This window comes from Pseudomonas peli (genome assembly GCF_050563605.1).
Lineage (GTDB): Bacteria > Pseudomonadota > Gammaproteobacteria > Pseudomonadales > Pseudomonadaceae > Aquipseudomonas > Aquipseudomonas peli_A.
Genome location: NZ_JBNXUH010000011.1, coordinates 115,929 through 141,486, shown reverse-complemented (window position 1 = coordinate 141,486; position 25,558 = coordinate 115,929). Strand labels below are relative to the sequence as shown.

23 protein-coding genes and 1 pseudogene are annotated in these 25,558 nt (G+C 60.7%); 17 read left to right on the top strand and 7 right to left on the bottom strand.

The genetic code is table 11. From position 1 onward, the window contains the following. Nucleotides 1–3 precede the first annotated feature (3 nt). Nucleotides 4–405 (bottom strand): translation initiation factor 2, encoded by a 402-nt coding sequence (locus ACQ4LH_RS14925; protein ID WP_430697864.1) that lies wholly within the window; start codon nt 403–405, stop codon nt 4–6. A gap of 54 nt (nt 406–459) precedes the next feature. Further along, complete coding sequence (locus ACQ4LH_RS14920; protein WP_430697863.1) at nt 460–759, bottom strand: YciI family protein; 300 nt, start codon at nt 757–759, stop codon at nt 460–462. A gap of 151 nt (nt 760–910) precedes the next feature. Here ACQ4LH_RS14920 and ACQ4LH_RS14915 point away from each other — a divergent pair, with 151 nt between their 5' ends. From ACQ4LH_RS14915 to rluB, 7 genes are all read left to right on the top strand, one after another. Continuing rightward, on the top strand, nt 911–1,774 hold the full coding sequence (locus ACQ4LH_RS14915) for a PHP domain-containing protein (RefSeq protein ID WP_430697862.1): 864 nt from the start codon (nt 911–913) through the stop codon (nt 1,772–1,774). A gap of 13 nt (nt 1,775–1,787) precedes the next feature. After that, the gene (locus ACQ4LH_RS14910) at nt 1,788–2,417 is read left to right on the top strand and encodes an L-threonylcarbamoyladenylate synthase (protein ID WP_430697861.1); all 630 of its coding nucleotides are present in this window, start codon (nt 1,788–1,790) and stop codon (nt 2,415–2,417) included. A 48-nt stretch (nt 2,418–2,465) separates the two neighbouring features. Further along, nucleotides 2,466–3,680 (top strand): tryptophan--tRNA ligase, encoded by a 1,215-nt coding sequence (locus ACQ4LH_RS14905; protein WP_430697860.1) that lies wholly within the window; start codon nt 2,466–2,468, stop codon nt 3,678–3,680. A 173-nt stretch (nt 3,681–3,853) separates the two neighbouring features. Further along, nucleotides 3,854–4,552, top strand: a complete 699-nt coding sequence (locus ACQ4LH_RS14900; RefSeq protein ID WP_305589233.1) for a segregation and condensation protein A — start codon at nt 3,854–3,856, stop codon at nt 4,550–4,552. A gap of 2 nt (nt 4,553–4,554) precedes the next feature. Further along, nucleotides 4,555–5,346, top strand: a complete 792-nt coding sequence (gene scpB / locus ACQ4LH_RS14895) for an SMC-Scp complex subunit ScpB (RefSeq protein ID WP_430697859.1) — start codon at nt 4,555–4,557, stop codon at nt 5,344–5,346. 33 nt (nt 5,347–5,379) lie between these two features. Next, nucleotides 5,380–5,559 carry a DUF1289 domain-containing protein gene (locus tag ACQ4LH_RS14890; protein WP_090248187.1) on the top strand — a complete coding sequence of 60 codons (180 nt, stop codon included), beginning with the start codon at nt 5,380–5,382 and terminating at the stop codon, nt 5,557–5,559. A 121-nt stretch (nt 5,560–5,680) separates the two neighbouring features. Next, nucleotides 5,681–6,880 carry a 23S rRNA pseudouridine(2605) synthase RluB gene (gene rluB, locus ACQ4LH_RS14885; RefSeq protein ID WP_430697858.1) on the top strand — a complete coding sequence of 400 codons (1,200 nt, stop codon included), beginning with the start codon at nt 5,681–5,683 and terminating at the stop codon, nt 6,878–6,880. Between the two features lie 136 nt (nt 6,881–7,016). Here the strand turns inward: rluB and ACQ4LH_RS14880 are convergent, their stop codons facing one another. The 5 genes from ACQ4LH_RS14880 to ACQ4LH_RS14860 form a co-directional block, all read right to left on the bottom strand. Continuing rightward, nucleotides 7,017–7,943, bottom strand: coding sequence for a GGDEF domain-containing protein (locus tag ACQ4LH_RS14880; RefSeq protein ID WP_430697857.1), 927 nt, complete (start codon nt 7,941–7,943; stop codon nt 7,017–7,019). Between the two features lie 217 nt (nt 7,944–8,160). Beyond that, on the bottom strand, nt 8,161–8,901 hold the full coding sequence (locus ACQ4LH_RS14875; RefSeq protein WP_430697856.1) for a YciK family oxidoreductase: 741 nt from the start codon (nt 8,899–8,901) through the stop codon (nt 8,161–8,163). A 57-nt stretch (nt 8,902–8,958) separates the two neighbouring features. After that, nucleotides 8,959–9,630, bottom strand: a complete 672-nt coding sequence (gene mupP, locus ACQ4LH_RS14870) for an N-acetylmuramic acid 6-phosphate phosphatase MupP (protein ID WP_430697855.1) — start codon at nt 9,628–9,630, stop codon at nt 8,959–8,961. Continuing rightward, on the bottom strand, nt 9,630–10,328 hold the full coding sequence (ubiG, locus tag ACQ4LH_RS14865) for a bifunctional 2-polyprenyl-6-hydroxyphenol methylase/3-demethylubiquinol 3-O-methyltransferase UbiG (RefSeq protein ID WP_275961333.1): 699 nt from the start codon (nt 10,326–10,328) through the stop codon (nt 9,630–9,632). The genes mupP and ubiG overlap by 1 nt, the downstream gene beginning before the upstream one ends. Nucleotides 10,329–10,453: 125 nt before the next feature. After that, the gene (locus ACQ4LH_RS14860; RefSeq protein WP_430697854.1) at nt 10,454–11,773 is read right to left on the bottom strand and encodes a TRZ/ATZ family hydrolase; all 1,320 of its coding nucleotides are present in this window, start codon (nt 11,771–11,773) and stop codon (nt 10,454–10,456) included. A 138-nt stretch (nt 11,774–11,911) separates the two neighbouring features. On the opposite strand from ACQ4LH_RS14860, the gene mtnA reads away from it, so the two are divergent. The 10 genes and pseudogenes from mtnA (at nt 11,912) to rfaH (ending at nt 25,548) form a co-directional block, all read left to right on the top strand. Beyond that, on the top strand, nt 11,912–12,988 hold the full coding sequence (gene mtnA, locus ACQ4LH_RS14855) for an S-methyl-5-thioribose-1-phosphate isomerase (RefSeq protein WP_430697853.1): 1,077 nt from the start codon (nt 11,912–11,914) through the stop codon (nt 12,986–12,988). A 244-nt stretch (nt 12,989–13,232) separates the two neighbouring features. Beyond that, nucleotides 13,233–16,001, top strand: coding sequence for a DNA gyrase subunit A (gyrA, locus tag ACQ4LH_RS14850; protein WP_430697852.1), 2,769 nt, complete (start codon nt 13,233–13,235; stop codon nt 15,999–16,001). Between the two features lie 235 nt (nt 16,002–16,236). Beyond that, entirely contained in the window at nt 16,237–17,322 is a 1,086-nt protein-coding gene (gene serC / locus ACQ4LH_RS14845; RefSeq protein ID WP_430697851.1) for a 3-phosphoserine/phosphohydroxythreonine transaminase, read from the top strand. Beyond that, nucleotides 17,322–18,428 carry a prephenate dehydratase gene (pheA, locus tag ACQ4LH_RS14840; RefSeq protein ID WP_167141464.1) on the top strand — a complete coding sequence of 369 codons (1,107 nt, stop codon included), beginning with the start codon at nt 17,322–17,324 and terminating at the stop codon, nt 18,426–18,428. The genes serC and pheA overlap by 1 nt, the downstream gene beginning before the upstream one ends. 91 nt (nt 18,429–18,519) lie before the next feature. After that, nucleotides 18,520–19,626 carry a histidinol-phosphate transaminase gene (hisC, locus tag ACQ4LH_RS14835; protein ID WP_430697850.1) on the top strand — a complete coding sequence of 369 codons (1,107 nt, stop codon included), beginning with the start codon at nt 18,520–18,522 and terminating at the stop codon, nt 19,624–19,626. Continuing rightward, nucleotides 19,623–21,878 carry a bifunctional prephenate dehydrogenase/3-phosphoshikimate 1-carboxyvinyltransferase gene (locus ACQ4LH_RS14830; protein ID WP_430697849.1) on the top strand — a complete coding sequence of 752 codons (2,256 nt, stop codon included), beginning with the start codon at nt 19,623–19,625 and terminating at the stop codon, nt 21,876–21,878. Before hisC ends, ACQ4LH_RS14830 begins: the two co-directional genes overlap by 4 nt. Further along, on the top strand, nt 21,875–22,561 hold the full coding sequence (gene cmk / locus ACQ4LH_RS14825) for a (d)CMP kinase (protein WP_090248169.1): 687 nt from the start codon (nt 21,875–21,877) through the stop codon (nt 22,559–22,561). The genes ACQ4LH_RS14830 and cmk overlap by 4 nt, the downstream gene beginning before the upstream one ends. A gap of 152 nt (nt 22,562–22,713) precedes the next feature. After that, entirely contained in the window at nt 22,714–24,399 is a 1,686-nt protein-coding gene (gene rpsA / locus ACQ4LH_RS14820) for a 30S ribosomal protein S1 (RefSeq protein ID WP_339409884.1), read from the top strand. 154 nt (nt 24,400–24,553) lie between these two features. Then, complete coding sequence (gene ihfB / locus ACQ4LH_RS14815) at nt 24,554–24,838, top strand: integration host factor subunit beta (RefSeq protein ID WP_090387490.1); 285 nt, start codon at nt 24,554–24,556, stop codon at nt 24,836–24,838. A 204-nt stretch (nt 24,839–25,042) separates the two neighbouring features. Next, nucleotides 25,043–25,548, top strand: a pseudogene (rfaH, locus tag ACQ4LH_RS14810) (transcription/translation regulatory transformer protein RfaH). Nucleotides 25,549–25,558: the final 10 nt, after the last annotated feature.

Below are 25,558 nucleotides of genomic sequence, written 5' to 3'. Positions count from 1 at the left end.
GGGCTAGTTGAGCCACTCGCTGCGGGAGCGGCGACCACGGCGCAGCAGGGCGCCGATAATCACCCCGAGCAAACTCGCCCCGGCGCCCGTGGCAAACCACATCTGCTGTTCGCTGATCAGCGGCTGCGGGGCGCTGGCCTGGGCTTTTTTCAGCTGCAGCTTGAGGCGCTGGTTTTCCTGGCGCAGGCGCTGCAGTTGCACTGTTTCACGTTCGCTGCTGCTGTTTTGCAGTTCAGCGCTGAGGGCTTCGCGCTGTTCTTCGCTGAGCGCCAGGCGCTGTTCCAATTCATCGATCTGCGTCTGCGCCGAGGTGGCTTCTGCCAATGGCTGCGGCGGGCTTTCTTCGGCCTGGGTGACGGCTGGCAAGCACAGGGTCAAGAGTAGAAACAGCGGGCCTGTACGCATCGGAACTCCTATTTTTGTAATTGTTGTTATGGGTTATTCAGCGAAGGTATTGGCTCAAGGCAAGACCAGCTTGAAGGGTTTTACCAGTACCGAGGCATACACGCCGGCGGCGCGATAGGGGTCGGCATCGGCCCACTGTTGCGCGGCCAGCAGGGACTCGAACTCGGCGACGATCAGACTGCCGGAAAAGCCTGCGGGACCTGGGTCATTGCTGTCGACGGCAGGGTGCGGGCCCGCGAGGATCAGGCGGCCTTCGCTTTTCAGCTGCTCCAGGCGTGCCAGGTGCGCCGGGCGGGCATTCAGACGGCTTTCCAGGGAATTTTCCACATCGGTGGCAATGATCGCGTAGAGCATCTCAATCCTTAATACGGTGGTTGGCGCGGGCCGGCGCCAGAGGAGAAAAGCAGCCTGATCAGGCAAAGTCGAGGAAATATTGGCGCAAGCCAGCAAGAATCCACATCTGGCGGCATAATAACAAACATAAATGACTCGGAAAGCGCCCCTTATGGATGTTGATTTGCATTGCCACAGCACCGCTTCAGATGGCGCGCTCGCGCCCGCTGTGGTGGTGGCGCGGGCGTTTGAGCGCGGTGTGCGTTTGCTGGCGTTGACCGATCACGACACCCTCGATGGCCTTGATGAGGCCGGCGCTGCAGCGCAAGCCTTGGGTATGCAACTGGTCAATGGCATCGAGCTGTCCTGCACCTGGGGCGGTGCGACTATTCACGTGCTGGGTTACGCCTTCAATCGTGATGCGCCGGCTTTGCAGCAGGCGATTGCCGAACTGCATGAAGGGCGCTGGTTGCGCGCTGCTGAGATCAGCAAGCGTTTGGAAGCCAAAGGCATGCCGGGCGCGCTGGAAGGCGCGCGGGCCATGCAGCAAGAACTGGGTGACAGTGGCAATGCCCCAGCGCGGCCGCACTTCGCTGACTTTCTAGTACGCAGCGGATATGTGAAGGATCGCGCCGAAGCGTTTCGCAAGTGGCTGGGCTCGGGCAAGTTGGGTGATATCAAACAGCACTGGCCGGAGCTGGCCCAGGCGGTGGATACCCTGCGCCGCGCAAATGCCTGGGTCAGTCTGGCGCATCCCTGGCAGTACGACTTTACTCGGAGTAAACGACGCAAGTTGATCGCCGATTTTGTCGGTGCCGGCGGGCATTCGCTGGAAGTGGTCAACGGTATGCAGCCAGCCGAGCAGGTTGGCAGTCTGGCAATTCTGGCGAGGGAGTTCGGCATGTTTGTCACCGCAGGCAGTGATTTCCACGCGCCAGGCCAGTGGTCTGAGCTGGGCGTCTATCGCCCGGTGCCCGAGGATCTACCGCCCCTGTGGGCACGGTTTCAACATGTCCAGCAGCCTACTGCAATTTGACCAGGGTCCGAGCGTGAGCCAATTCTTCCAGATTCATCCGGAAAACCCGCAAGCGCGCCTGATCAAACAGGCCGTGGAAATCATCCGCAACGGTGGGGTGGTGATCTATCCGACCGATTCCTCCTACGCAGTCGGCTGCCACATCGGCGACAAGAACGCGGTGGAGCGTATTCGCCGCCTGCGCCAACTGGATGACAAGCATAACTTCACCCTGGTGTGCCGCGATCTGTCGCAGCTCAGCACCTTTGCCAAGGTTGATACCGCCGCTTTCCGCCTGCTCAAGAGCCATACCCCAGGGCCTTACACTTTTATCCTCAATGCCACCCGTGAAGTGCCGCGCATGCTGCTGCATGCCAAGCGCCGCACCATTGGCCTGCGCGTGCCCAGCCACCCGATTGCCATGGCTTTGCTGGCCGAGCTGGATGAGCCGCTGATGAGCGTCAGCCTGATTTTGCCGGGCGAAGCGCTACCGATGAGCGATCCCTATGAAATGCGCCAGATCCTTGAGCATCAGGTCGATCTGATTATCGATGGCGGTTTCGGCGGGCTGGAGGCCTCCACCGTGGTCAGCCTCACCGACGATGAGCCCGAGGTGATTCGGGTGGGTTGCGGTGATCCGTCGCCTTTTACGGATGACCTTTGAGCCTGGCTATATATAATCGGGCTCTTTCGATTATTCAGGTAATCCGTTTTGAGTCTTGTTGACGCTGAACGCCGCGTGCTGTCTGGCATGCGCCCGAGTGGTCTGCTGCACCTGGGGCATTATCAGGGCGTGCTGAAGAACTGGGTGAAGCTGCAACACACCTATGAATGCTTCTTCTGCATCGTCGATCTACACGCGCTGACCACCGATTACGATGATGTCGGCCCGCTGTCGCAGCGGGTCATGGACATGGCCGTGGACTGGCTCGCGGCCGGTGTCAGCCCCAGTTCGGCGACGCTGTTTATCCAGTCGCAAGTCCCTGAACACGCCGAATTGCACCTGCTGCTGTCGATGATCTGCCCGCTCAGTTGGCTGGAGCGGGTGCCGTCCTATAAAGAGCAGCAGGAACAGTTGCACGGCAAGGACCTGAGCACCTTCGGCTTTCTCGGTTACCCCTTGCTGCAGGCCGCGGATATTCTGCTGTACCGCGCCGGAGTGGTGCCGGTGGGCAGTGATCAGTTGGCGCATATCGAGTTTGCCCGGGATGTGGCGCGGCGCTTCAACCATCTGTATGGCCGCGAGCCAGGTTTTGAAGAAAAGGCCGAAGCGGCGATCATCAAACTGGGCAAGAAAACCGCGACGCTCTACAACAACCTGCGTAAGGCCTATCAGCAGCAGGGCGACGCCGAGGCGCTGGAAACCGCGCGGGCGCTGCTCAAGGATCAACAGAGCATCACCCTGGGTGATAAAGAGCGCCTCTACGGTTACCTGGAAGGCGGTGGCAAGATTCTGCTGATTGAACCGCAGGCCATGCTGGGCGAGTCGCCCAAGCTGCTCGGGCTCGATGGCGGCAAGATGTCCAAATCCAATAACAACGCGATTTTCCTGCGTGACAGCGGTGCGGCGATCGAGGAGAAGATCCGCCGTATGCCGACCGACCCTGCACGGGTGCATCGCGATGATCCCGGCAGCCCGGCGAATTGCCCGGTGTGGCCGCTGCATCAGCTGTATTCCAGCAACGAGACCTGCGATTGGGCGCAGCAAGGCTGTCGCAGCGCCGGTATCGGCTGTCTGGAATGCAAGGCGCCTTTGGTTGAGGCGCTGCAGCAGGAGTTGCAACCTTTGCAGGCGCGCGCCGCGGATTATCAGGACAACCCTGATCTGGTCCGGCAGATTCTCGCCGATGGCGCCGAGCGCGCGCGCTCCGAGGCGCGGGAAACCCTGAGTGAAGTGCGCCTGGCCCTTGGCCTGAATTACCGCTGAACCTAACGCTGAATCTAACTTCGAGAGTGACCATGTCCAGCGTGCCAGCCCAGGAACATCCCGAGAGCCATCCCCAGGATCAGGCCAATGCCCAGCAGGAGCTGCCATTTGCCCTGGTATATGGCCAGGCGGTCACCGAAATGCCGCTGGACCTGTATATCCCGCCGGATGCCCTGGAGGTGTTTCTCGAAGCCTTCGAAGGCCCGCTGGACCTGCTGCTGTACCTGATCCGCAAGCAGAACATCGATGTGCTGGATATCCCAGTGGCGGAAATCACCCGCCAGTACATGGGCTATGTCGAGCTGATGCAGTCGGTGCGCCTGGAGTTGGCGGCCGAGTATCTGGTGATGGCGGCCATGCTCGCCGAGATCAAGTCGCGCATGTTGTTGCCGCGCTCCAGTGAGGTCGAAGCCGAGGAAGACGATCCGCGCGCCGAGCTGATCCGCCGCCTGCAGGAGTACGAGCGCTACAAGGCCGCTGCAGAAGGTATCGACGGCCTTAGCCGGGTCGGCCGTGATGTTACCGTGCCGCGTCTGGACGCGCCCGAAGCGCGGGCGCGCAAGCTGCTGCCGGATGTCAGCCTGGAAGAGGTGCTGCTGTCGATGGCTGAAGTGCTGCGCCGCGCCGATATGTTTGAAAGCCACCAGGTCACCCGTGAAGCGCTGTCGACCCGCGAGCGCATGAGCGAAGTGCTCGAACGCCTCAAGGGCGGCGCGTTTGTGCCCTTTGTCAGCCTGTTCAGCGCCGAAGAGGGCAAGCTCGGTGTGGTGGTGACCTTTATGGCAGTGCTCGAGTTGATCAAGGAATCTCTGGTTGAACTGGTGCAAAATGAGGCTTTTGGGCCAATCCATGTGCGTGCGCGAGCTGAATAAGCATGAACCTTAACGAACCTCGTGAGCTGGCCAGCCTGCTCGAAGCCTTTCTGCTGGCATCCGGCAAACCGCAATCGCTGGAGCGTCTGTTCGAACTCTTCGAGGAGGCCGAACGGCCGGAGCCAGTGGTCTTCAAGAAGGCCCTGACGCACCTGGGCAAGTCCTGCGAAGGGCGCGCTTTCGAGCTTATCGAAGTGGCGTCCGGTTACCGCCTGCAAGTGCGTGAGCGTTTCGCTCCTTGGGTCGGCCGGCTGTGGGAGGAGCGCCCGCAGCGCTATTCGCGCGCGATGCTGGAAACCCTGGCGCTGATTGCCTACCGCCAGCCGATCACTCGTGGCGAGATCGAGGATGTACGCGGTGTGGCGGTCAACAGCCATATCGTCAAAACCCTGCTGGAGCGTGAGTGGATTCGCGTGGTCGGTTACCGCGATGTGCCGGGCAAGCCGGCAATGTTTGCCACCACCAAAGCCTTTCTCGATCACTTCAACCTGAAAAGCCTCGACGAATTACCGCCTCTGGCGGCCCTGCGCGAACTGGAACCCGAGCCGGTGCTGGCTTTTGAAGATGATCTGGAAGCGCCGCAAAGCCTGCAGGCGCGTGCCGATCTGGCCCTGACTGATGAGCCAGCGGCTGAGGCGGGCGAGGAAACCAGTTTCAGCAGCCTGCTGGCTGAACTCGACTCGATGGAGCAGGGTCTGAAGACCGACTTCGATGATTTACCCGAACAGGACGATGAGCGTGACGATGCCGAAGAGCCTCACGAAACCCTGGATAAAGAGCAGCTGCCTGACTGAAGTGCTGGTGGCACCAATGAAGGCGTTCGCGCGGTGAAAGACCCCTGCATCAAGCTGTGCAAGTTCGAGCGCGATATCTGCCTGGGTTGCGGGCGCAGCAAGGCTGAGATCAAAGGTTGGAAGAAGCTCGACAAGCCTGCCCGACGTGCCGTTCTGGCCGAAGCGGATATGCGCTTGCTGAGTTTGGCGACCATCGGTCGACGCAAAGGCTGACGGCCACCGATCAGGCGACTAGCCTCAACCCGTGCGTAAGCGCCGCGTTTCGCGTATGCTCCGCGACCCTTCGACGACTCGAGTCGTCCAATCACTAAAGAAAACACCGGGAGGTGCCCAGATGAGTGAAGAAATCGAAGAATACAGCCCCGCAGGCGAAAAACTGCAGAAAGTCATGGCGCGTATGGGCCTGGCTTCGCGCCGTGAAATCGAAGCCTGGATTACCGCTGGCCGCGTCAAGGTCAACGGCGCAGTCGCCAGCCTCGGCGTACGCGTCGACCTGCACGATGCGATTGCTGTCGATGGCAAGGTGATCCGCCGCGAAGAAGCTGCCGAAAACGTTCGTCGCGTCATCATCTACAACAAGCCTGAGGGCGAGATCTGCACCCGTGACGACCCAGAAGGCCGTCCGACCGTGTTTGACCGTCTGCCACGGCCGAAAGATGGCCGCTGGATCAATATCGGTCGCCTCGACATCAACACCACCGGTTTGCTGATGTTCACCACCGACGGTGAGCTGGCCAACCGCCTGATGCACCCTTCTTTCCAGATGGACCGCGAGTACGCCGTGCGCGTGCGTGGCGAAGTCGATGAAGAGATGATTGAGCGCCTGAAAGCCGGCGTGATGCTCGAAGACGGCCCGGCCAAGTTCACCGACATCAAGGTCGCACCGGGCGGTGTTGGCTTCAACCACTGGTATCACTGCGTGGTGATGGAAGGCCGTAACCGCGAAGTGCGTCGTCTGTGGGAGTCTCAGGGTCTGGTCGTCAGCCGTCTAAAGCGTGTGCGTTTCGGCCCGGTGTTTATCACCTCGGACCTGACCATGGGTCGCTGGCGCGAAATGAGCCAGCGCGAAGTGGATATCCTCAGCGAGGAAGTCGGCCTCAAGCCGGTCGCCTTGCCGGATATGAAGGAAAAAGCCCGCGACAAGATCGACCGTCTGCAGCGTAAATCGGCCAAGCCGGTGGGGCGTGCCGCCCGTCCAGAGCGGACCTTGCGTCCAGCCCATGGCGGCGGCCCGGCAGCGGCTGGCGATCAGGGCCGTTCGCGTCCTGCCCGTGGTGAAGGTGATGAGCGTGGCGAGCGTCCAGTGCGCACCCCACGTGCACCGCGTGCCGATCAGAGCAAGGGCACGCCGGTTGCTGAGCGTCCGCGTGACGTCAACAAGAAGCGCCCGGCTAAGCCAGGTGTGCAGCGCCCAGGCGTCGAGTTGAGCGAGCGTCCATCGCGCAAGCCAGCCGGTGCGCCGGTCAAGCGCCGCAGCCAGCCGAGCCGTGAAGGTCAGCGCCCAGGTTTTGGTCGCGGTCCTAAGCCGGAGTAATCCATTTCGATGGACATAAAAAAGGCGACCCTCGGGTCGCCTTTTTTATGTCCTGCCATCCATGGAGGTCACCCTGCGGGCCGTCGCTGCGCGACGTTAAAAATGTCTCCCGGACATTTTTTTGTACGTGCTGTTTTTACCCGGCCATCGACAGACGATTGCGGCCATCGCGCTTGGACACGTACAGCGCGCTGTCGGCGCGGCGCAGCAGGCTTTCCATCGACTCGCCCGGCAGCAGGGTGGCGCAACCGAGGCTGACCGACAGTTCGATAGCGCGGTTCTCGACCAGGTACTGAATGCCCAGCACCGACATGCGCAGGCGCTCGCCGACCATCGAGGCGGATTCGCGGCTGGTGTTGGAGAGCAGCACCATAAATTCTTCACCGCCGAAGCGAAACACCATGTCGACATTGCGCAGGCTGTCTTTCAGCGCGGTGGCGACGGCCTTCAGCGCCTGATCGCCGACCAGGTGGCCGTGACTGTCGTTGATGCGTTTGAAGTGATCGATGTCGACCATCAGCACCGACAGCGGCTGCAGGGTGCGCCGGGCAATATCCACTTCGCGCTTGAGCGTTTGCTGCATGGCGATGCGATTGCCGGTTTCGGTCAGCGGGTCGCGCAGTGCGCTTTGTACTGCCGAGCGGTAGAGCAGGGCGTTGCGCAGTGGGAACAGCAGGCTGGCGAGCAGCGATTCCAGCTGGCCCAGCTCATCCTCGCTGAAACGCTGGTTGCGGCGGAAGGTCAGCTCACCGAGGTACTCGCCATCGTGATTCAGGCGGTAGCCGGCCGAGTGGTTGCCGCGCTCGCCCAGATCCAGGCGCAGGTCGCAGGACGCCAGGTGGTAGCTCAGCGCGCTGAGTGGCACCAGGCGCTGCACTTCAGTGAAGAACAACTCGAGAATGCGCTCGGCTTCCAGCGAGGTCTGCAGGCGCAGGCTCAGTTGCTGGCGCAGTTGCGCCAGGCTGACCGGTTTCAGGCTCTTCTGCAGGCGACCGGCGTAGCCGAGACGCTGCAGTTTTGCAGCGTCGAAATCGATGGTGTTGGACTGGTTGTGCGGGGCCATAAAGCCTTACCTCTTACGCGATACGCGACGACTTGAAGAGGTAGAGCGAATTTCATGCCAAGCGCGTTAGTGTGCGAAAAGTGCTTTTATTTCATGCGCTTAGGTTTATGTGGCAAAGACTGGCGGCAAGTCTTTGCCGGTTAACTGGCGGGGCTGCTGGCAATTTGATGCCAGATGAATCGCTTGCCGCCGGAAAACCGGCGGCAGCTGTTAGGGCTTATTGCGCGTCAAATGCCTGGCCGTTGACGCCCGTACTATCCGGCCCCATCAGGTACAGGTAGACCGGCATGATTGCCTCGGGTAACGGGTTGTTCTGCGGGTTTTCCCCTGGGTAGGCCTGAGCGCGCATGTCGGTGCGGGTGGCGCCTGGGTTGACGCTGTTGGCGCGTACGCTGCTGATGTTATCGACTTCATCGGCGAGCACCTGCATCAGGCCCTCGGTGGCGAATTTCGACACCGCATAAGCACCCCAGTAAGCGCGGCCCTTGCGGCCGACGCTGCTGGAGGTGAACACCACCGAGGCGTCCTCCGAGAGTTTGAGCAGCGGCAGCAGGGTGCTGGTGAGCATAAACATGGCGTTGACGTTGACCTGCATAACGCGCATGAAGTTGTCGCCGGACAGCTGCTCCAGTGGCGTGCGCGGGCCGATGATGGAGGCGTTGTGCAGCAGGCCGTCGAGTTTGCCGAACTCGGCTTCGATCATCGCTGCCAGTTCGTCGTACTGATGCGGCAGGGCGGTTTCCAGGTTGAACGGGATAACTGCGGCCTGCGGGTGGTCGGCGGCTTCGATGGCGTCATACACCCGGCTGAGGTTTTCTTCGGTCTTGCCCAGCAGCAGTACCGTTGCGCCGTGGGCGGCGAAGGTCTTGGCGGCGGTTGCGCCAATGCCACGGCCGGCACCGGTCACCAGAATCACGCGGCCCTTGAGCAGGTCGGGACGGGCGGAGTAGTCATGCATGGGTAAAGCCTCATTAATTCAAAAACGGGTGGCGTCGGTGCGCTCCGCAGGCGATTTTCAGCAGCTGCACAGGGCTCGTTCGAGCACGGCGCGCAGTTCCAGCGGATGATCTACCACCACATCGGCGCCCCAGTTGCGTGGGTTGTCCTGCGGGTGGATATAGCCATAGGTGACGGCGGCGGTCTTGCAGCCGGCGGCGCGGCCGGCTTCGATATCGCGCTCGTCATCGCCGATAAACAGGGTGGCGGCGGGCTCTACGCCCATCTTCGCGCAGGCCAGCAGGATCATCTCCGGGTCGGGCTTGCTGCGGCTGACGTGATCCGGGCAGACCAACACCGCCGAGCGCTGCGCCAGGCCGAGCTGCTGCATGATCGGCTCGGCATAGCGCACCGGCTTGTTGGTCGCCACACCCCAGATCAGCTTGGCCTGTTCGATGTCATCGAGCAGCTCATTCATGCCATCGAATGGCCGGGTCAGCACCGCGCAGTGGCTCTGATAGCGGTCGAGAAACTCCAGGCGCAGGGCTTCGAAGCCTACGGCCTCGGGGTCCATGGCAAAGTTGGCGGCGACCATGGCACGCGCACCGCCGGAAACCTGATCACGAATCATCTTGTCGCTAATCGGCGGCAGACCGCGTTCGGCGCGCATGGCCTGGCTGATGGCGACAAAGTCCGGCGCGCTGTCGAGCAGGGTGCCGTCCATATCGAATAAAACCGCGCGCAAGCGCATCACGCCTCCTTGAGGGTCTGGATCATGTAGTTGACGTCGACATCGGCTTCCAGCTTGTAGCGTTTGCTCAGCGGGTTGTAGGTCAGGCCGATGATGTCCTTGACCTCAAGACCCGCCTCGCGGCTCCAGGCGCCCAGCTCGGAAGGGCGGATAAATTTCTTGAAGTCATGAGTGCCGCGCGGCAGCAGGCGCATCAGGTACTCGGCACCGATGATGGCGAACAGGTACGCCTTGGGGTTGCGGTTGATGGTGGAGAAGAACACCTGGCCGCCGGGTTTGACCATGCGGTAGCAGGCGCGAATCACCGACGCCGGGTCGGGTACGTGCTCAAGCATTTCCAGGCAGGTGACCACATCGAACTGCTCGGGCATTTCTTCAGCCAGGGCTTCTGCGGTGATCTGCCGGTACTCGACGCTTACGCCCGACTCCAGCTGGTGTAGCTGGGCCACGGCCAGCGGTGCTTCACCCATATCGATGCCGGTGACGCTGGCGCCGCGCTGAGCCATGGATTCGCTGAGGATGCCGCCGCCGCAGCCGACGTCGAGCACCTTCTTGCCGGCCAGGCCGACGCGTTCGTCGATCCAGTTGACGCGCAGCGGGTTGATGTCATGCAGCGGCTTGAATTCGCTTTCGCGGTCCCACCAGCGATGGGCGAGGGCTTCGAATTTGGCGATTTCGGCGTGGTCGACGTTGCTCATATAAATCCCTGGATCAGGCTGCGGCGAGAGGCTCATGTTGCCAGTTTCGCCGGGTGGATTGGACGCCTGTTGTGCGTCCAATGTATGTCAGTTTGTCGCAGTGCCCGCATTCTCTGGGCTTGCAGCTATTTTCCGGCGATCTTCGCGCCCCAGGCGCGGGCGTTGGCGATGATCCGTTGCTCGTCCAGGCGCGTCAGCTGGCCGGCGTCGAGCAGTTGCTTGCCGCCAACCCACAGGTGCTCGACGCAGGCGCGGCCACCGGCATAAAGCAGCTGCGACACCGGGTCGTAGACCGGTTGCTGGGCCAGGCCGGAGAGGTTGAACGCCGCTATGTCTGCAGTCTTGCCCAGCTCCAATGAACCGATCTGCTCGTCCAGACCCAGGGCGCGTGCGCCGTTCAGGGTGGCCATGCGTAGCGCGCTATGGGTGTTAAGTGCCGTTGCCGAGCCGGCCACGGCCTTGGCCAGCAGGGCAGCGGTACGGGTTTCGCCGAGCAGGTCGAGATCGTTGTTGCTGGCTGCGCCATCAGTGCCGATGGCCACGTTGACCCCGGCCTGCCAGAGTTTTTCCACCGGGCAGAAGCCGCAGGCCAGCTTGAGGTTGGATTCCGGGCAATGGATCACGCTGCTGTTGCTTTCCACCAGCAGGGCCAGGTCTTCATCATTAATCTGAGTCATGTGCACGGCCTGGAAGCGCGGGCCGAGCAGGTCGAGGCGCGCCAGGCGGGCCAGTGGCCGCTCGCCGCGCTGCTCCAGGCTCTGTTGCACCTCGAAGGCGGTTTCGTGCACGTGCATATGAATGCCGGCGTCCAGCTCCTCGGCGAGCATGCGGATGTTTTCCAGCTTGTCGTCGCTCACCGTGTAGGGCGCATGGGGGCCGAAGGCGACGCTCAGGCGCGGGTGGTGTTTGAGGTCGTCGAACAGCGCCAGCCCCTTGCGCAACGACTCGTCTGCGTCGCGGGCGCCGGGAATCGGGAAATCCAGTACGGGAATGGTGATTTGTGCGCGGATGCCGCTGCTGTGCACCAGCTGGCTGGCGGTTTCCGGGTAGAAGTACATGTCGGAGAAGCAGGTGATGCCGCCCTTGAGCTGTTCGGCGATGGCCAGCTCGGTGCCGTCCTGCACAAACTGCTCGTTGACCCATTTGGCCTCGGCCGGCCAGATGTGCTTCTCCAGCCAGGTCATCAGCGGCAGATCATCGGCCAGGCCGCGGAACAGGGTCATCGCTGCATGCCCATGGGCGTTGACCAGGCCTGGTGTGAGCAAGCGGCCGGGTAGCTCAAGCACCTGTAAAGCAGTGTGTTTGAGCGCTTCGGCGCGCGGTGCGATCAGTGCGATGCGCCCGTCACGGATGCCCAGGCCGTGCTCCAGCAGCACCACACCAGCAGGCTCGACCGGGACCAGCCAGGTGGGCAGGAGCAGGAGGTCGAGCGGGGCTTGGGGCATGGGGAGCGCTTCCGGCAGTCAGTAAAGTGGCGAGTTTATAGGGGAACGCCCTAGGCTTGAAGCTGCATGCAGCTGATCTGGCGCGATGTGCGGAGTGCTGTGCGTATAATGGTCGGCTTTTTCCGGCGGAGGTGTGTAATGCGCGAGCAATTGCTAGCGGCAGAGAAGGTCAGGGCCATCGAGTGGCGTGACGGCGCTCTGCACTTGCTTGATCAGCGCGCGCTGCCTTTCGAGGAAACCTGGCTGAGCTATCACTCGGCGGCGGATGTGGCCGAGGCGATCCGCTGCATGGTGGTGCGCGGCGCGCCGGCCATCGGCATCAGTGCGGGCTATGCAGTTGTGCTGGCTGCGCGTGCTCGTTTGCAGGAGGGCGGTGACTGGCGTGCGGCGTTGCAGGCGGATTTCGACCTGCTGGTGGCTTCGCGGCCGACGGCGGTCAACCTGTTCTGGGCGCTTGAGCGCATGCGTGAGCGGCTGGGCCGGCTGAAAAACCATGATGATCCGCTGGCGCTGCTGGAGGCCGAAGCCATCGGTATCCATCAAAGCGATCGCGAAGCCAACCTGACCATGGCCCAGTTGGGTGTCGATCTGATCCGCAAGCATCAAGGCAATCAGCAGAACCTGTTGACCCACTGCAATGCCGGCGCCCTGGCCACAGGCGGCTTCGGTACGGCGCTGGGGGTGATTCGCGCGGCCTTCCACGATGGTTTGCTTGAGCGGGTATATGCCGACGAAACCCGGCCCTGGCTGCAGGGCTCGCGCCTGACTGCTTGGGAGCTGGCGGCTGACGGCATTCCAGTGACGGTCAATGTCGACTCGGCTGCTGCGCACCTGATGAAAACCCGTGGCATCACCTGGGTCATAGTCGGGGCGGATCGCATCGCTGCCAATGGCGATGTGGCCAACAAGGTCGGCACCTATCAGCTGGCGGTGAATGCCATGCACCATGGCGTGCGCTTTATGGTGGTCGCGCCCAGCTCAACCATTGATATGGCCATGGAGCACGGTGACGATATCGTGCTGGAAGAGCGCGACTCCAGCGAGCTGCTGGAGCTGGGCGGCCAGCGCATTGCCGGTGGGATCGAAGCGCTCAATCCGGTATTCGATGTGACCCCGGCGGACCTGATCGACTTTATCGTCACCGAGAAGGGTGTGGTTGATCGTCCGGATACGGAAAAAATGGCGCAATTGATGTGCCGAAAGCGTCTGCACTGAGTTTTTCTGCGGGTACGCGCACCTAGTCGGTAGGGTGGCGCTGGGGATAGGTGCGCCGCGGTGATTGTGGTAAGCTCCGGCGGTTTTCGGGGGTGCCCGTTATGGGCCTCTTACCTGCGCAGATACATGGCATAACTTATTGATTTGTCGTGAGTCGCTATGAGCCTCAAGGCACGGCGACAGGCTCCACACCACTCAGGACGAGCGGCGCGGAGTTTCACCAGAAAAAGGAACAAGGCTACTCATGGGCGAACTGGCCAAAGAAATCCTCCCGGTCAATATTGAAGACGAACTCAAGCAGTCCTACCTCGATTACGCGATGAGCGTAATTGTCGGGCGAGCGCTGCCGGATGCACGCGATGGCTTGAAGCCCGTGCACCGCCGTGTGCTGTTTGCCATGAGTGAGTTGGGCAACGACTGGAACAAGGCATACAAGAAGTCCGCCCGTGTGGTCGGTGACGTAATCGGTAAGTACCACCCACACGGTGATACCGCGGTTTACGACACCATCGTACGGATGGCGCAGCCATTTTCGCTGCGTTACCTGCTGGTCGACGGCCAGGGCAACTTCGGTTCGGTGGACGGCGATAACGCCGCCGCCATGCGATACACCGAAGTGCGCATGACCAAGCTGGCTCATGAGCTGCTGGCTGACCTGCATAAAGAAACCGTGGATTGGGTGCCGAACTACGACGGCACCGAGATGATCCCAGCGGTTATGCCGACCAAGGTGCCCAACCTGTTGGTCAACGGCTCCAGCGGTATCGCTGTGGGCATGGCCACCAATATTCCGCCGCACAACCTCACGGAAGTGATCAATGGTTGTCTGGCGCTGATCGACAACGGCGAGCTGACTGTCGATGAGCTGATGCAGTACATCCCCGGTCCGGACTTCCCGACTGCGGCGATCATCAACGGTCGCGCCGGCATCATCGAGGCCTACCGCACTGGCCGTGGGCGTATTTATATGCGCGCCCGGGCGATTATCGAAGACATCGACAAGGTCGGTGGCCGTCAGCAGATCATCGTCAGCGAGCTGCCGTATCAGCTGAACAAGGCCCGTCTGATCGAGAAGATCGCCGAGCTGGTTAAAGAGAAGAAGCTCGAAGGCATCACCGAGCTGCGCGATGAGTCCGACAAGGACGGCATGCGCATCGTGATCGAGCTGCGTCGTGGCGAAGTACCGGAAGTGGTACTCAACAACCTCTACGCCCAGACCCAGATGCAGTGCGTGTTTGGCATCAACGTGGTGGCGCTGATCGACGGCCAGCCGAAGGTCCTTAACCTCAAGGACATGCTCGAAGCCTTTATTCTGCACCGTCGTGAAGTGGTTACCCGCCGCACCGTATTTGAGCTGCGCAAGGCCCGTGAGCGTGGCCATATCCTTGAAGGCCAGGCGGTTGCCCTGTCCAACATCGACCCGGTCATCGCTCTGATTAAGGCCTCGCCGACTCCGGCCGAAGCCAAGCTGGCGCTGATCGCCACACCGTGGGAATCCAGTGCAGTGGAAACCATGGTCGAGCGCGCCGGTGCCGACGCCTGCCGGCCGGACGATCTCGATCCGCAATACGGTCTGCGTGACGGCAAGTATTTCCTTTCGCCGGAACAGGCCCAGGCCATCCTCGAGCTGCGTCTGCACCGCCTGACCGGTCTTGAGCATGAAAAACTGCTGGCCGAATACCAGGAAATCCTCACCCAGATCGGCGAGCTGATCCGCATCCTCACCAGCGCCACGCGCCTGATGGAAGTGATCCGCGAGGAGCTGGAAGCGGTCAAGGCCGAGTTCGGCGACAAGCGCCGCACCGAGATTCTCGACAACCGTCTGGACCTCAGCCTGGCTGACCTGATCACCGAAGAAGAGCGTGTGGTCACCATCTCCCACAGTGGTTATGCCAAGAGTCAGCCGCTGCATGCCTACCAGGCGCAGCGTCGCGGCGGCAAGGGCAAGTCGGCCACCGGCGTGAAGGATGAGGATTACATCGAGCATCTGCTGGTCGCCAACAGCCACGCCACGCTGTTGCTGTTCTCCAGCAAGGGCAAAGTGTACTGGCTGAAGACCTACGAAATTCCGGAAGCCTCGCGCGCCGCCCGTGGTCGTCCGCTGGTCAACCTGTTGCCGCTGGACGAAGGCGAGCGCATTACCGCTATGCTCCAGGTCGATCTCGAAGCTCTGCGTCAGCAGGCTCCGGAAGGCGACGAGCAGGACGATATCGAAGGCGTAGTGGTCGAGGCTGAAGAAGTCGAAGACCTGGCCGAAGGCGATGACGCCGACGACGAAACCCCGGATGAGCCGACCGGTGCCTACATCTTTATGGCCACGGCCAAAGGCACGGTGAAGAAAACTCCGCTGGTGCAATTCAGCCGTCCGCGTAGCTCGGGCCTGATCGCCCTCAAGCTGGACGAAGACGACACCCTGATCTCCGCTGCCGTAACCGACGGCGCCCGCGAAGTGATGATGTTCTCCGATGGCGGCAAGGTGATCCGCTTCAAGGAAAGCAAAGTGCGCACCATGGGCCGTACCGCTCGCGGTGTGCGTGGCATGCGTCTGCCGGAAGGCCAGGAAATCATCTCCATGCTGATTCCTGAAGCCGAAGCGCAGATTCTCACCGCTTCCGAGCGTGGCTACGGCAAGCGCACGGCGATGGTCGAGTTCCCGCGCCGCGGCCGTGGCGGCCAGGGCGTAATCGCCATGGTCAGCAATGAGCGTAACGGCAAGCTGGTGGGCGCCGTGCAGGTGCTTGAAGGCGAAGAAATCATGCTGATTTCCGACCAGGGCACCCTGGTGCGTACCCGCGTCAGCGAAGTCTCTAGCCTCGGCCGTAACACCCAGGGCGTGACCCTGATCAAGCTGGCCAAGGATGAAACCCTGGTTGGTCTTGAGCGTGTGCAGGAGCCTTCGGCGGAAGATGACGAAGAGCTGCTGGAAGGTGAAGAGGGTTTTGACGGCGTAGTTGAGGATGCTGGTGATGCACCCGAAGCCGCAGCTGACGAAAGCCCGATCAGCGAAGAGTGATCTGTCGGGGCGAGTGCGCTCGCCCCTGACGGCGAACAGGCTGTTGAAAAATGTAGGCGAGGCAGGCAGTACAAGGCAAAAGCAGGCGAGGAAGCGGAGTTTACTGCTGTAAATGAGCATTCCGAGCCTGTTTTTAACGCAGTAATGCCAACGCAGGTAGTTTTTCAACAGCCTGGTAGGATTTGGCGGCTGGTGGCAATGTCAGCCCGCCCACCATTTTTGAGCGAGAGTGGATGTGAGCAAGCGAGCCTTTAACTTCTGCGCCGGCCCGGCCGCGCTTCCTGAAGCTGTTCTGCAACGCGCCCAGGCGGAGCTCCTCGATTGGCAGGGTAAAGGCCTGTCGGTGATGGAGATGAGTCACCGCAGCGACGAATACACCGCCATCGCGGAAAAGGCCGAGCAGGACCTGCGCGACCTGATGGAGATTCCGTCCGACTACAAAGTGTTGTTCCTGCAGGGCGGGGCCAGCCAGCAGTTCGCTGAAATCCCGCTCAACCTGCTGCCCGAAGACGGCGTCGCCGACTATATCGACACCGGTATCTGGTCGAAGAAAAGCATCGAAGAAGCCAGCCGCTACGGTCACATCAATGTCGCCGCCAGCGCCAAGGCCTATGACTACTTCGCCATCCCAGGGCAGAACGAGTGGCAACTGTCGAAAGATGCCGCCTACCTGCACTACGCCAGCAATGAAACCATCGGTGGCCTGCAGTTCGACTGGATTCCCGAAGTCGGTGACGTGCCGCTGGTGGCGGATATGTCCTCCGATATCCTTTCGCGCCCTATCGATGTGTCGAAGTTCGGCTTGATCTACGCCGGCGCGCAGAAGAACATCGGCCCCAGCGGCCTGGTGGTAACCATCGTCCGTGAAGACTTGCTCGGCCGTGCCCGCAGCGTCTGCCCGACCATGCTCAACTACAAGATCGCGGCCGATAACAGCTCGATGTACAACACCCCGGCGACCTTCTCCTGGTACCTGTCCGGCCTGGTGTTCGAGTGGCTGAAAGAGCAGGGCGGGGTGGCCGCCATGGAGCGGATCAATCGCGCCAAGAAAGACCTGCTGTACAAGGCTATCGATACCAGCGATTTCTACAGCAACCCGATTGCCCATAACGCCCGCTCCTGGATGAACGTGCCGTTCCGCCTGGCCGACGAGAAGCTGGATAAGCCGTTCCTCGCCGGTGCCGATGCGCGCGGCCTGCTCAACCTTAAGGGCCACCGTTCGGTCGGCGGCATGCGTGCCTCCATCTATAACGCCGTGGGCCTGGACGCCGTTGAAGCGCTGGTGGCTTATATGGCGGAATTCGAGAAGGAACACGGCTGATGACCGATCCAATTTCCGAGCAGGAACTGCAGGCCCTGCGCCTGCGCATCGACAACCTCGATGAGAAGATTCTCGCGCTGATCAGTGATCGCGCTAGCTGCGCCGAAGAAGTCGCGCGGGTGAAGATGAAGGCGCTGCCGGAAGGCGAGAAGCCGGTGTTCTACCGCCCGGAGCGCGAAGCCCAGGTGCTTAAACGCATCATGGAGCGCAACCAGGGGCCGCTGGGCAACGAGGAAATGGCGCGGCTGTTCCGCGAAATCATGTCCTCCTGTCTGGCCCTGGAAAACCCGCTCAAGGTGGCTTACCTCGGCCCAGAGGGTACGTTCTCCCAGGCTGCGGCGATGAAGCATTTCGGTCACGCGGTGATCAGCGTGCCGATGGCGGCTATCGATGAAGTATTCCGCGAAGTGGCCGCCGGTGCGGTGAACTTCGGTGTGGTGCCGGTGGAGAACTCCACCGAAGGCGCGATCAACCACACCCTGGACAGCTTTCTCGAGCACGACATGGTTATCTGTGGCGAAGTCGAGCTGCGCATTCACCACCACCTGCTGGTCGGTGAAACCACCAAGACTGACAAGATCACCCGCATCTATTCCCACGCCCAGTCCCTGGCGCAGTGCCGCAAGTGGCTGGATGCGCATTATCCCAACGTCGAGCGCGTGGCAGTGTCGAGCAACGCCGACGCGGCCAAACGGGTGAAAAGCGAGTGGAACAGCGCGGCGATTGCCGGCGATATGGCGGCCAGTCTGTATGGCCTGACCAAGCTGGCGGAAAAGATCGAAGACCGTCCGGACAACTCCACGCGCTTCTTGATCATCGGCAGCCAGGAAGTGCCGCCAACCGGCGACGACAAGACTTCGGTCATCGTCTCCATGCGCAACAAGCCGGGCGCGCTGCATGAGCTGCTGGTGCCGTTCCACAACAACGGTATCGACCTGACCCGCATCGAAACCCGCCCGTCGCGCAGCGGCAAGTGGACCTACGTGTTCTTTATCGACTTCGTTGGTCACCACCGCGACCCGCTGATCAAGGACGTGCTGGAAAAGATCAATCAGGAAGCCGTGGCGCTCAAGGTGCTGGGTTCCTACCCGAAAGCGGTACTTTAAAACTGCTGCGGCACGCCTCAGGTCTCAAGCTACACGCGCATCGACGCCGGGCTGTACTTGGGGCTTGCGGCTTTAAGCGTGAGGCTTTGCTATGACCGATTTCCTCGCCCTGGCCCAGCCAGGCGTACAGCAGCTGTCGCCCTACGTGCCGGGTAAGCCGGTGGATGAGTTGGCCCGTGAGCTGGATCTTGACCCGGCCAGCATCGTCAAGCTGGCCAGCAACGAGAATCCGCTAGGTCCAAGCCCCAGGGCATTGGAAGCGATTCGCGGCGAGTTGGCCGAGCTGACCCGTTACCCCGATGGCAATGGATTCGAGCTGAAAAGCCGTCTGGCTGTGCGCTGCGGCGTGCAGATCAACCAGGTCACCCTGGGCAATGGTTCCAATGACATTCTCGATCTGGTCGCCCGCGCCTATCTGGCTCCCGGCCTTAATGCGGTGTTCAGCCAGTACGCCTTTGCCGTTTACCCCATCTCGACCCAGGCCGTAGGTGCCCAGGGCAAAGTGGTGCCGGCCAAGGACTACGGCCACGACCTGGAAGCCATGCTCGCGGCCATCGATGAAAACACTCGCGTGGTGTTTATCGCCAACCCGAACAACCCGACTGGCACCTGGTTCAGCCCAGACGCGCTTGAGCGCTTTCTCGCGCGCGTACCGCAGAATGTGCTGGTGGTGCTGGATGAGGCCTATATCGAGTTCGCCGAAGGTGATGAGCTGCCAGATGGCCTCAAGTACCTGGCGCGCTATGACAACCTGCTGGTCTCGCGCACCTTCTCCAAGGCTTATGGCCTGGCGGCGCTGCGCGTCGGTTATGCGCTCAGCTCGGCACAGATCGCCGATGTGCTCAACCGTGTACGCCAGCCATTCAACGTCAACAGCCTCGCCTTGGCGGCGGCCTGTGCGGCGCTGGATGATGCCGATTACCTGGCGCAAAGCCGCCAGCTCAATGATTCCGGCATGGCGCAGCTGGAAGCCGGCCTGCGCGAGTTGGGTCTGAGCTGGATACCGTCGAAAGGCAACTTTATTGCCGTGGACTTTGGTCGTGATACCGCTGCGATCAACCAGGCGCTGCTACGTGCTGGGGTGATCGTGCGGCCGGTGGCCGGTTACGGCATGCCAAATTTCCTGCGCGTTTCGATTGGTTTGCCTGCCGAGAATGCGCGCTTCCTCGACGCCCTTGCCAGGGTGCTGAACGCGTGAGTGAAGCCAAATCTGCTGTCACTCAGGTGCAACCTGTCGCCCCTAAGCTCGGCCGCCTGGTGGTTATCGGCCTGGGCCTGATTGGCGGCTCTTTCGCCAAGGGTTTGCGTGAGCGCGGCCTGTGCCGCGAAGTGATAGGTGTCGATCTCGATCCCGAGTCGCGCCGGTTGGCGGTTGAGCTGGGTGTGGTCGATCGCTGTGAGATCGATCTGGCTGCCGCCTGTCAGGGTGCCGATATTATCCAGCTGGCGGTGCCTATCCTGGCCATGGAAAAGCTGCTCACAGAGCTGGCTAAACTTGACCTGGGTACGACGGTGCTCACCGATGTGGGCAGCGCCAAAGGCAATGTGGTGCGCGCTGCGCGCCTGGCCTTTACCGGTAAATCGGTGCGTTTTGTGCCGGGCCACCCGATTGCCGGCTCCGAGCAGAGCGGGGTGGAGGCGTCCAATGCGCAGCTGTTCCGCCGCCACAAGGTCATCCTCACGCCCTGCGAGCAGAGTGATGAGTCGGCCTTAGCGCTGGTCGACGCCCTGTGGCACGAACTGGGCGCGGATGTTGAGCATATGGAGGTCGAGCATCACGATCAGGTGCTGGCTGCGACCAGTCACCTGCCGCATTTGCTGGCCTTTACCCTGGTTGACTCGCTGGCCAAGCGCAGTGAGAACCTGGAGATCTTTCGTTACGCCGCCGGCGGTTTTCGCGACTTCACGCGAATTGCCGGCAGTGATCCGGTCATGTGGCATGACATCTTTCTCGCCAATCGCGAGGCGGTGTTGCGCACGCTGGACGTATTTCGCGACGACCTCGACGCCTTGCGCGACGCGGTCGACGCTGGGGATGGGCATCAATTGCTGGGCGTATTCACCCGCGCCCGCGTGGCCCGTGAGCATTTCGGCAAAATTCTGGCCCGCAGGGCCTATGTGGACGCTATGCACTCGAATGATCTGATTTTCCTGGCTAACCCAGGCGGCAAACTCTCCGGGCGTATTCGCGTACCGGGCGACAAATCCATCTCCCACCGTTCGATCATGCTCGGCTCGCTGGCTGTCGGCACCACCCAGGTTGAAGGCTTCCTGGAAGGTGAAGACGCCTTGGCGACCATTCAGGCGTTCCGCGATATGGGTGTGGTCATCGAAGGCCCGCATCACGGCCGTGTGACCGTGCATGGCGTTGGCCTGCATGGCCTGAAAGCGCCGGCTGGTCCGCTGTATATGGGCAACTCCGGCACTTCGATGCGTTTGCTGTCCGGCCTGCTGGCCGCGCAACCTTTCAATACAACCCTGACGGGCGATGCTTCGCTGTCCAAGCGCCCGATGAACCGCGTCGCCAAGCCGCTGCGCGAGATGGGCGCAGTGATCGAGACCGGTCCTGAAGGTCGTCCGCCGCTGAATATCAAAGGCGGCCAGCGCCTGACCGGCATGGACTACGAAATGCCCATGGCCAGTGCCCAGGTCAAATCCTGCCTGTTGCTGGCCGGGCTCTACGCCGCCGGAACCACCTCGGTGACCGAGCCTGCACCGACCCGCGACCACACTGAGCGCATGCTGCGCGGCTTCGGCTACCCGGTAAGCGTGGATGGCAGCACCGCCAGCGTCACGTCGGGCCACAAGCTGACTGCTACCCATATCGAAGTGCCGGCGGATATCTCCTCGGCAGCCTTCTTTCTGGTGGCTGGCAGCATTGCCGAAGACTCCGAGCTGGTGCTAGAGCATGTTGGGATCAACCCGACCCGCACTGGCGTGATCGATATCCTCAAGCTGATGGGCGGCGACATCACCCTGGAAAACCAGCGTGAAGTCGGTGGCGAGCTGGTGGCGGATATCCGCGTGCGCAGTGCCAAACTCAAAGGCATCGATATTCCCGAAGACCTGGTGCCGCTGGCCATTGATGAGTTCCCGGTACTGTTCGTCGCCGCTTCGGTGGCTGAAGGCCGCACCGTGTTGCGTGGCGCAGAAGAGCTGCGGGTTAAGGAATCCGACCGGATTCAGGTGATGGCTGATGGCTTGATCGCGCTGGGCGTCAAGGCCGAGCCAACGCCGGACGGCATCATTATCGAAGGCGGCAGCATCGGTGGTGGCGAAGTCTGGGCGCACGGCGATCACCGCATTGCCATGTCGTTCAGCGTGGCCTCGTTGCGCGCTACGGCGCCAATCCGCATCCATGATTGCGCCAACGTCGCCACTTCGTTCCCCAACTTCCTGGCGTTGTCGGCTCAGGTCGGCATCCGCGTGGCCGAGGAGGGCAAGGCATGATCGTCGCTCCGGTTATTACCATTGACGGGCCAAGTGGTTCTGGCAAAGGCACCATTGCCGGTTTGCTGGCTAAACAGCTGGGCTGGAATCTGCTGGATTCGGGTGCGTTGTATCGTTTGCTGGCCTTTGCTGCCGGTAACCACGGCGTCGATCTGACCAACGAAGAGGCGATGAAGCTGCTCGCCGCTCATCTGGATGTGCAATTTATCGCTGCGGGTGATGGCCATGGCCAGCGCATCATCCTCGAAGGGGAGGAGGTCACTGATCTGATTCGTAACGAGCAGGTCGGTGCCGGTGCATCGCAGGTGGCCTCGCTGTCCGCCGTGCGTGAGGCTCTGCTGCAGCGTCAGCAGGCATTTCAGGAAATGCCGGGGCTGGTTGCTGATGGTCGCGACATGGGTACGGTGGTATTTCCCGATGCGCCGTTGAAGATTTTCCTCACCGCCAGCGCCGAGGAGCGTGCCCGCCGCCGCTACTTGCAGTTGAAGGCCAAGGGCGATGATGTTAATCTCGCGAGTCTTCTTGATGAGATTCAGGCGCGCGACGAGCGCGATACCCAGCGTGCAGTGGCTCCGCTCAAGCCGGCAGCCGATGCGATCCAGCTGGATTCCACTGAACTCTCCATCGAACAAGTGCTTGAACGAATTCTGAGTGAAGTCGCCAATCGCGATCTCGCCGGATGATAAGAGCCACAGCTGCTTTAAGCTGACCGGCTCGCAAGGAGGCGTACGGGAACCCAGTCCTAGTCCCGTTTGCCTCTTTTTAAATGAACGTACCCACATTGTCTGGAATGTGGTTTGGGCGGATTCCCTGCCCTGAATCAACAGGAATTAAAATGAGCGAAAGCTTTGCTGAACTGTTTGAAGAAAGCCTAAAAACCCTGAACCTTCAGGCTGGCTCGATCATCACCGCTATCATCGTCGACATCGATTACCAAGCTGGTTGGGTAACCGTTCACGCTGGTTTGAAGTCAGAAGGCCTCATCCCGCTGGAACAGTTCCACAACGACGCTGGCGAGCTGACCATCAAGGTCGGTGACGAAGTTCACGTTGCCCTGGACGCGGTTGAAGATGGCTTTGGTGAAACCAAGCTGTCCCGCGAAAAAGCCAAACGTGCCGAGTGCTGGATCGTTCTGGAAGCAGCTTTCGCCGCTGAGGAAGTGGTTACGGGCGTTATCAACGGTAAGGTTAAGGGCGGCTTCACTGTCGACGTTAACGGCATCCGTGCGTTCCTCCCAGGTTCCTTGGTCGATGTCCGTCCGGTGCGTGATACCACTCACCTGGAAGGCAAAGAGCTCGAATTCAAAGTCATCAAGCTGGACCAGAAGCGCAACAACGTTGTCGTTTCCCGCCGCAGCGTGCTGGAAGCCGAGAACAGCGCCGAGCGCGAAGCTCTGCTGGAATCCCTGCAGGAAGGTCAGCAAGTCAAAGGTATCGTCAAAAACCTCACCGACTACGGCGCGTTCGTGGATCTGGGTGGCGTCGACGGCCTGCTGCACATCACCGACATGGCTTGGAAGCGTATCAAGCATCCGTCGGAAATCGTCAACGTTGGTGATGAAATCGACGTCAAGATCCTCAAGTACGATCGCGAGCGCAACCGTGTTTCCCTCGGCCTCAAGCAGCTGGGCGAAGATCCATGGGTTGCCATCAAGGCGCGTTACCCGCAGGACACCCGTGTTACTGCGCGCGTAACCAACCTGACCGACTACGGCTGCTTCGCAGAGCTGGAAGAAGGCGTGGAAGGCCTGGTGCACGTATCCGAAATGGATTGGACCAACAAAAACATCCATCCTTCGAAAGTCGTTAACGTCGGCGACGAAGTGGAAGTTATGGTTCTGGATATCGACGAAGAGCGTCGTCGTATCTCCCTGGGTATCAAGCAGTGCAAAACTAACCCGTGGGAAGATTTCTCCGGTCAGTTCAACAAGGGCGACAAGATCTCCGGCACCATCAAGTCGATCACCGATTTCGGTATCTTCATTGGTCTGGATGGCGGCATCGACGGCCTCGTTCACCTGTCCGACATCTCCTGGAACGAAGTAGGCGAAGAAGCTGTACGCCGCTTCAAGAAAGGCGACGAGCTGGAAACCGTTATCCTCTCCGTTGATCCGGAGCGTGAGCGCATTTCCCTCGGCATCAAGCAGCTGGAAGAGGATCCGTTCTCCGACTACGTTGCTGTTAACGATAAAGGCACCATCGTGCGCGGCATCGTTAAAGAAGTTGATGCCAAAGGCGCCATCATCACCCTGGCCGAAGGCATCGAAGCCACTCTGAAAGCCTCCGAAATCAGCCGTGACCGCGTTGAAGACGCGCGCAACGTTCTGAAAGAAGGCGAAGAAGTCGAAGCCAAGATCATCAGCGTTGACCGTAAGAGCCGCGTAATCAGCTTGTCGGTTAAGTCGAAAGACGTTGAAGACGAAAAAGAAGCCATCAAAGAAATGCGCAAGCAGGAAGTTGAAACTGCTGGTCCGACCACCTTGGGTGATCTGCTCCGCGCACAAATGGAAAAACAGAACTAAGTTCGGTTAATCCAGAGAAAAAGGGCGACTTCGGTCGCCCTTTTTTGTGCCTGAAAATCGCTAAGGTGTTGTTTTATAGGCTGTTCAAATCTGACGAGGCATGCTAAAACCTTTCTACCTAGTGATCTAGCCGCTTGAAAAAGAAGGGAAAACCATGACCAAGTCGGAGTTGATCGAGCGCATCGTTACCCATCAGGGGCAGCTCTCGTCCAAGGATGTTGAGTTGGCGATCAAGACCATGCTTGAGCAAATGTCGCAGGCGCTGTCGACCGGTGACCGTATCGAGATTCGCGGCTTTGGCAGCTTCTCGTTGCACTATCGCGCGCCTAGGGTGGGGCGAAACCCGAAGACCGGCGACTCGGTTCGGCTAGATGGCAAGTTTGTGCCGCATTTCAAGCCTGGGAAGGAGTTGCGTGATCGGGTTAATGAAGATGAATAACCAAACCTAAGCCGCGAAGTGCGGCTTTTGTGCATCTTATACCGTTATTTCCCAGGTGCTGAGTTCTGCTAATCCGAGACTGGCATCACGTTTTAATCATGGCATAATGCTGTCGCTCTGAGCCGGCGGTGGGTCGCCAGCTTATCTGGCATAGCCATCTGCCCTTAGTCATGGATGTACTTTCCCGCGTTAATGGATTAGCCGATGGACTTCCCTCATATCCTTGTAGCCAGGCCAGTCGACTGGTATCTGGTGCAATGCAAGCCGCGTCAGGATGAGCGCGCGCAAGGCAGCCTGACGCGTCAAGGTTACGTCTGTTACTGTCCGCAGCAAACCGTTGAGCGCACAGTTAGCGGCTGCACGCAGCGGGCTAACGGGTCGCTATTCCTGGGTATTTATTTATTGCTCTTGCCAGCGGTGACAATTGGGCGCCATTACGCTCCACCCGTGGGGTTAGCCGGGTAGTCGGTTTCGGCGGCATGCCGCTAGTGGTCGATAGCAGTTTGATCGCGTAGCTGCAGCAACGCACGACGACGGACGTAGAACAATTGCTCCATGCAGGCGGTAGGGTGCGTATTATCGCTGGTGCCTTCGCCGAGCTGGACGCCATTTTCATGGCTAGGGAGGGCGAGCAGCGCGTCGTGCTGCTGAACCTGCTTAACCGCCAGCAGCGGGTCTGCGTGCCGCTGGCAAGTGTCGTGAAAAACTGAACGCACCTCG

Coding starts and splice junctions, on each gene's coding strand:
- ACQ4LH_RS14925 (WP_430697864.1), bottom strand. CDS start 405: ATGCGTACAGGCCCGCTGTTTCTACTCTTGACCCTGTGCTTGCCAGCC.
- ACQ4LH_RS14920 (WP_430697863.1), bottom strand. CDS start 759: ATGCTCTACGCGATCATTGCCACCGATGTGGAAAATTCCCTGGAAAGC.
- ACQ4LH_RS14915 (WP_430697862.1), top strand. CDS start 911: ATGGATGTTGATTTGCATTGCCACAGCACCGCTTCAGATGGCGCGCTC.
- scpB (WP_430697859.1), top strand. CDS start 4,555: ATGAACCTTAACGAACCTCGTGAGCTGGCCAGCCTGCTCGAAGCCTTT.
- rluB (WP_430697858.1), top strand. CDS start 5,681: ATGAGTGAAGAAATCGAAGAATACAGCCCCGCAGGCGAAAAACTGCAG.
- ACQ4LH_RS14880 (WP_430697857.1), bottom strand. CDS start 7,943: ATGGCCCCGCACAACCAGTCCAACACCATCGATTTCGACGCTGCAAAA.
- ACQ4LH_RS14875 (WP_430697856.1), bottom strand. CDS start 8,901: ATGCATGACTACTCCGCCCGTCCCGACCTGCTCAAGGGCCGCGTGATT.
- mupP (WP_430697855.1), bottom strand. CDS start 9,630: ATGCGCTTGCGCGCGGTTTTATTCGATATGGACGGCACCCTGCTCGAC.
- ubiG (WP_275961333.1), bottom strand. CDS start 10,328: ATGAGCAACGTCGACCACGCCGAAATCGCCAAATTCGAAGCCCTCGCC.
- ACQ4LH_RS14860 (WP_430697854.1), bottom strand. CDS start 11,773: ATGCCCCAAGCCCCGCTCGACCTCCTGCTCCTGCCCACCTGGCTGGTC.
- mtnA (WP_430697853.1), top strand. CDS start 11,912: ATGCGCGAGCAATTGCTAGCGGCAGAGAAGGTCAGGGCCATCGAGTGG.
- gyrA (WP_430697852.1), top strand. CDS start 13,233: ATGGGCGAACTGGCCAAAGAAATCCTCCCGGTCAATATTGAAGACGAA.
- pheA (WP_167141464.1), top strand. CDS start 17,322: ATGACCGATCCAATTTCCGAGCAGGAACTGCAGGCCCTGCGCCTGCGC.
- hisC (WP_430697850.1), top strand. CDS start 18,520: ATGACCGATTTCCTCGCCCTGGCCCAGCCAGGCGTACAGCAGCTGTCG.
- cmk (WP_090248169.1), top strand. CDS start 21,875: ATGATCGTCGCTCCGGTTATTACCATTGACGGGCCAAGTGGTTCTGGC.
- rpsA (WP_339409884.1), top strand. CDS start 22,714: ATGAGCGAAAGCTTTGCTGAACTGTTTGAAGAAAGCCTAAAAACCCTG.
- ihfB (WP_090387490.1), top strand. CDS start 24,554: ATGACCAAGTCGGAGTTGATCGAGCGCATCGTTACCCATCAGGGGCAG.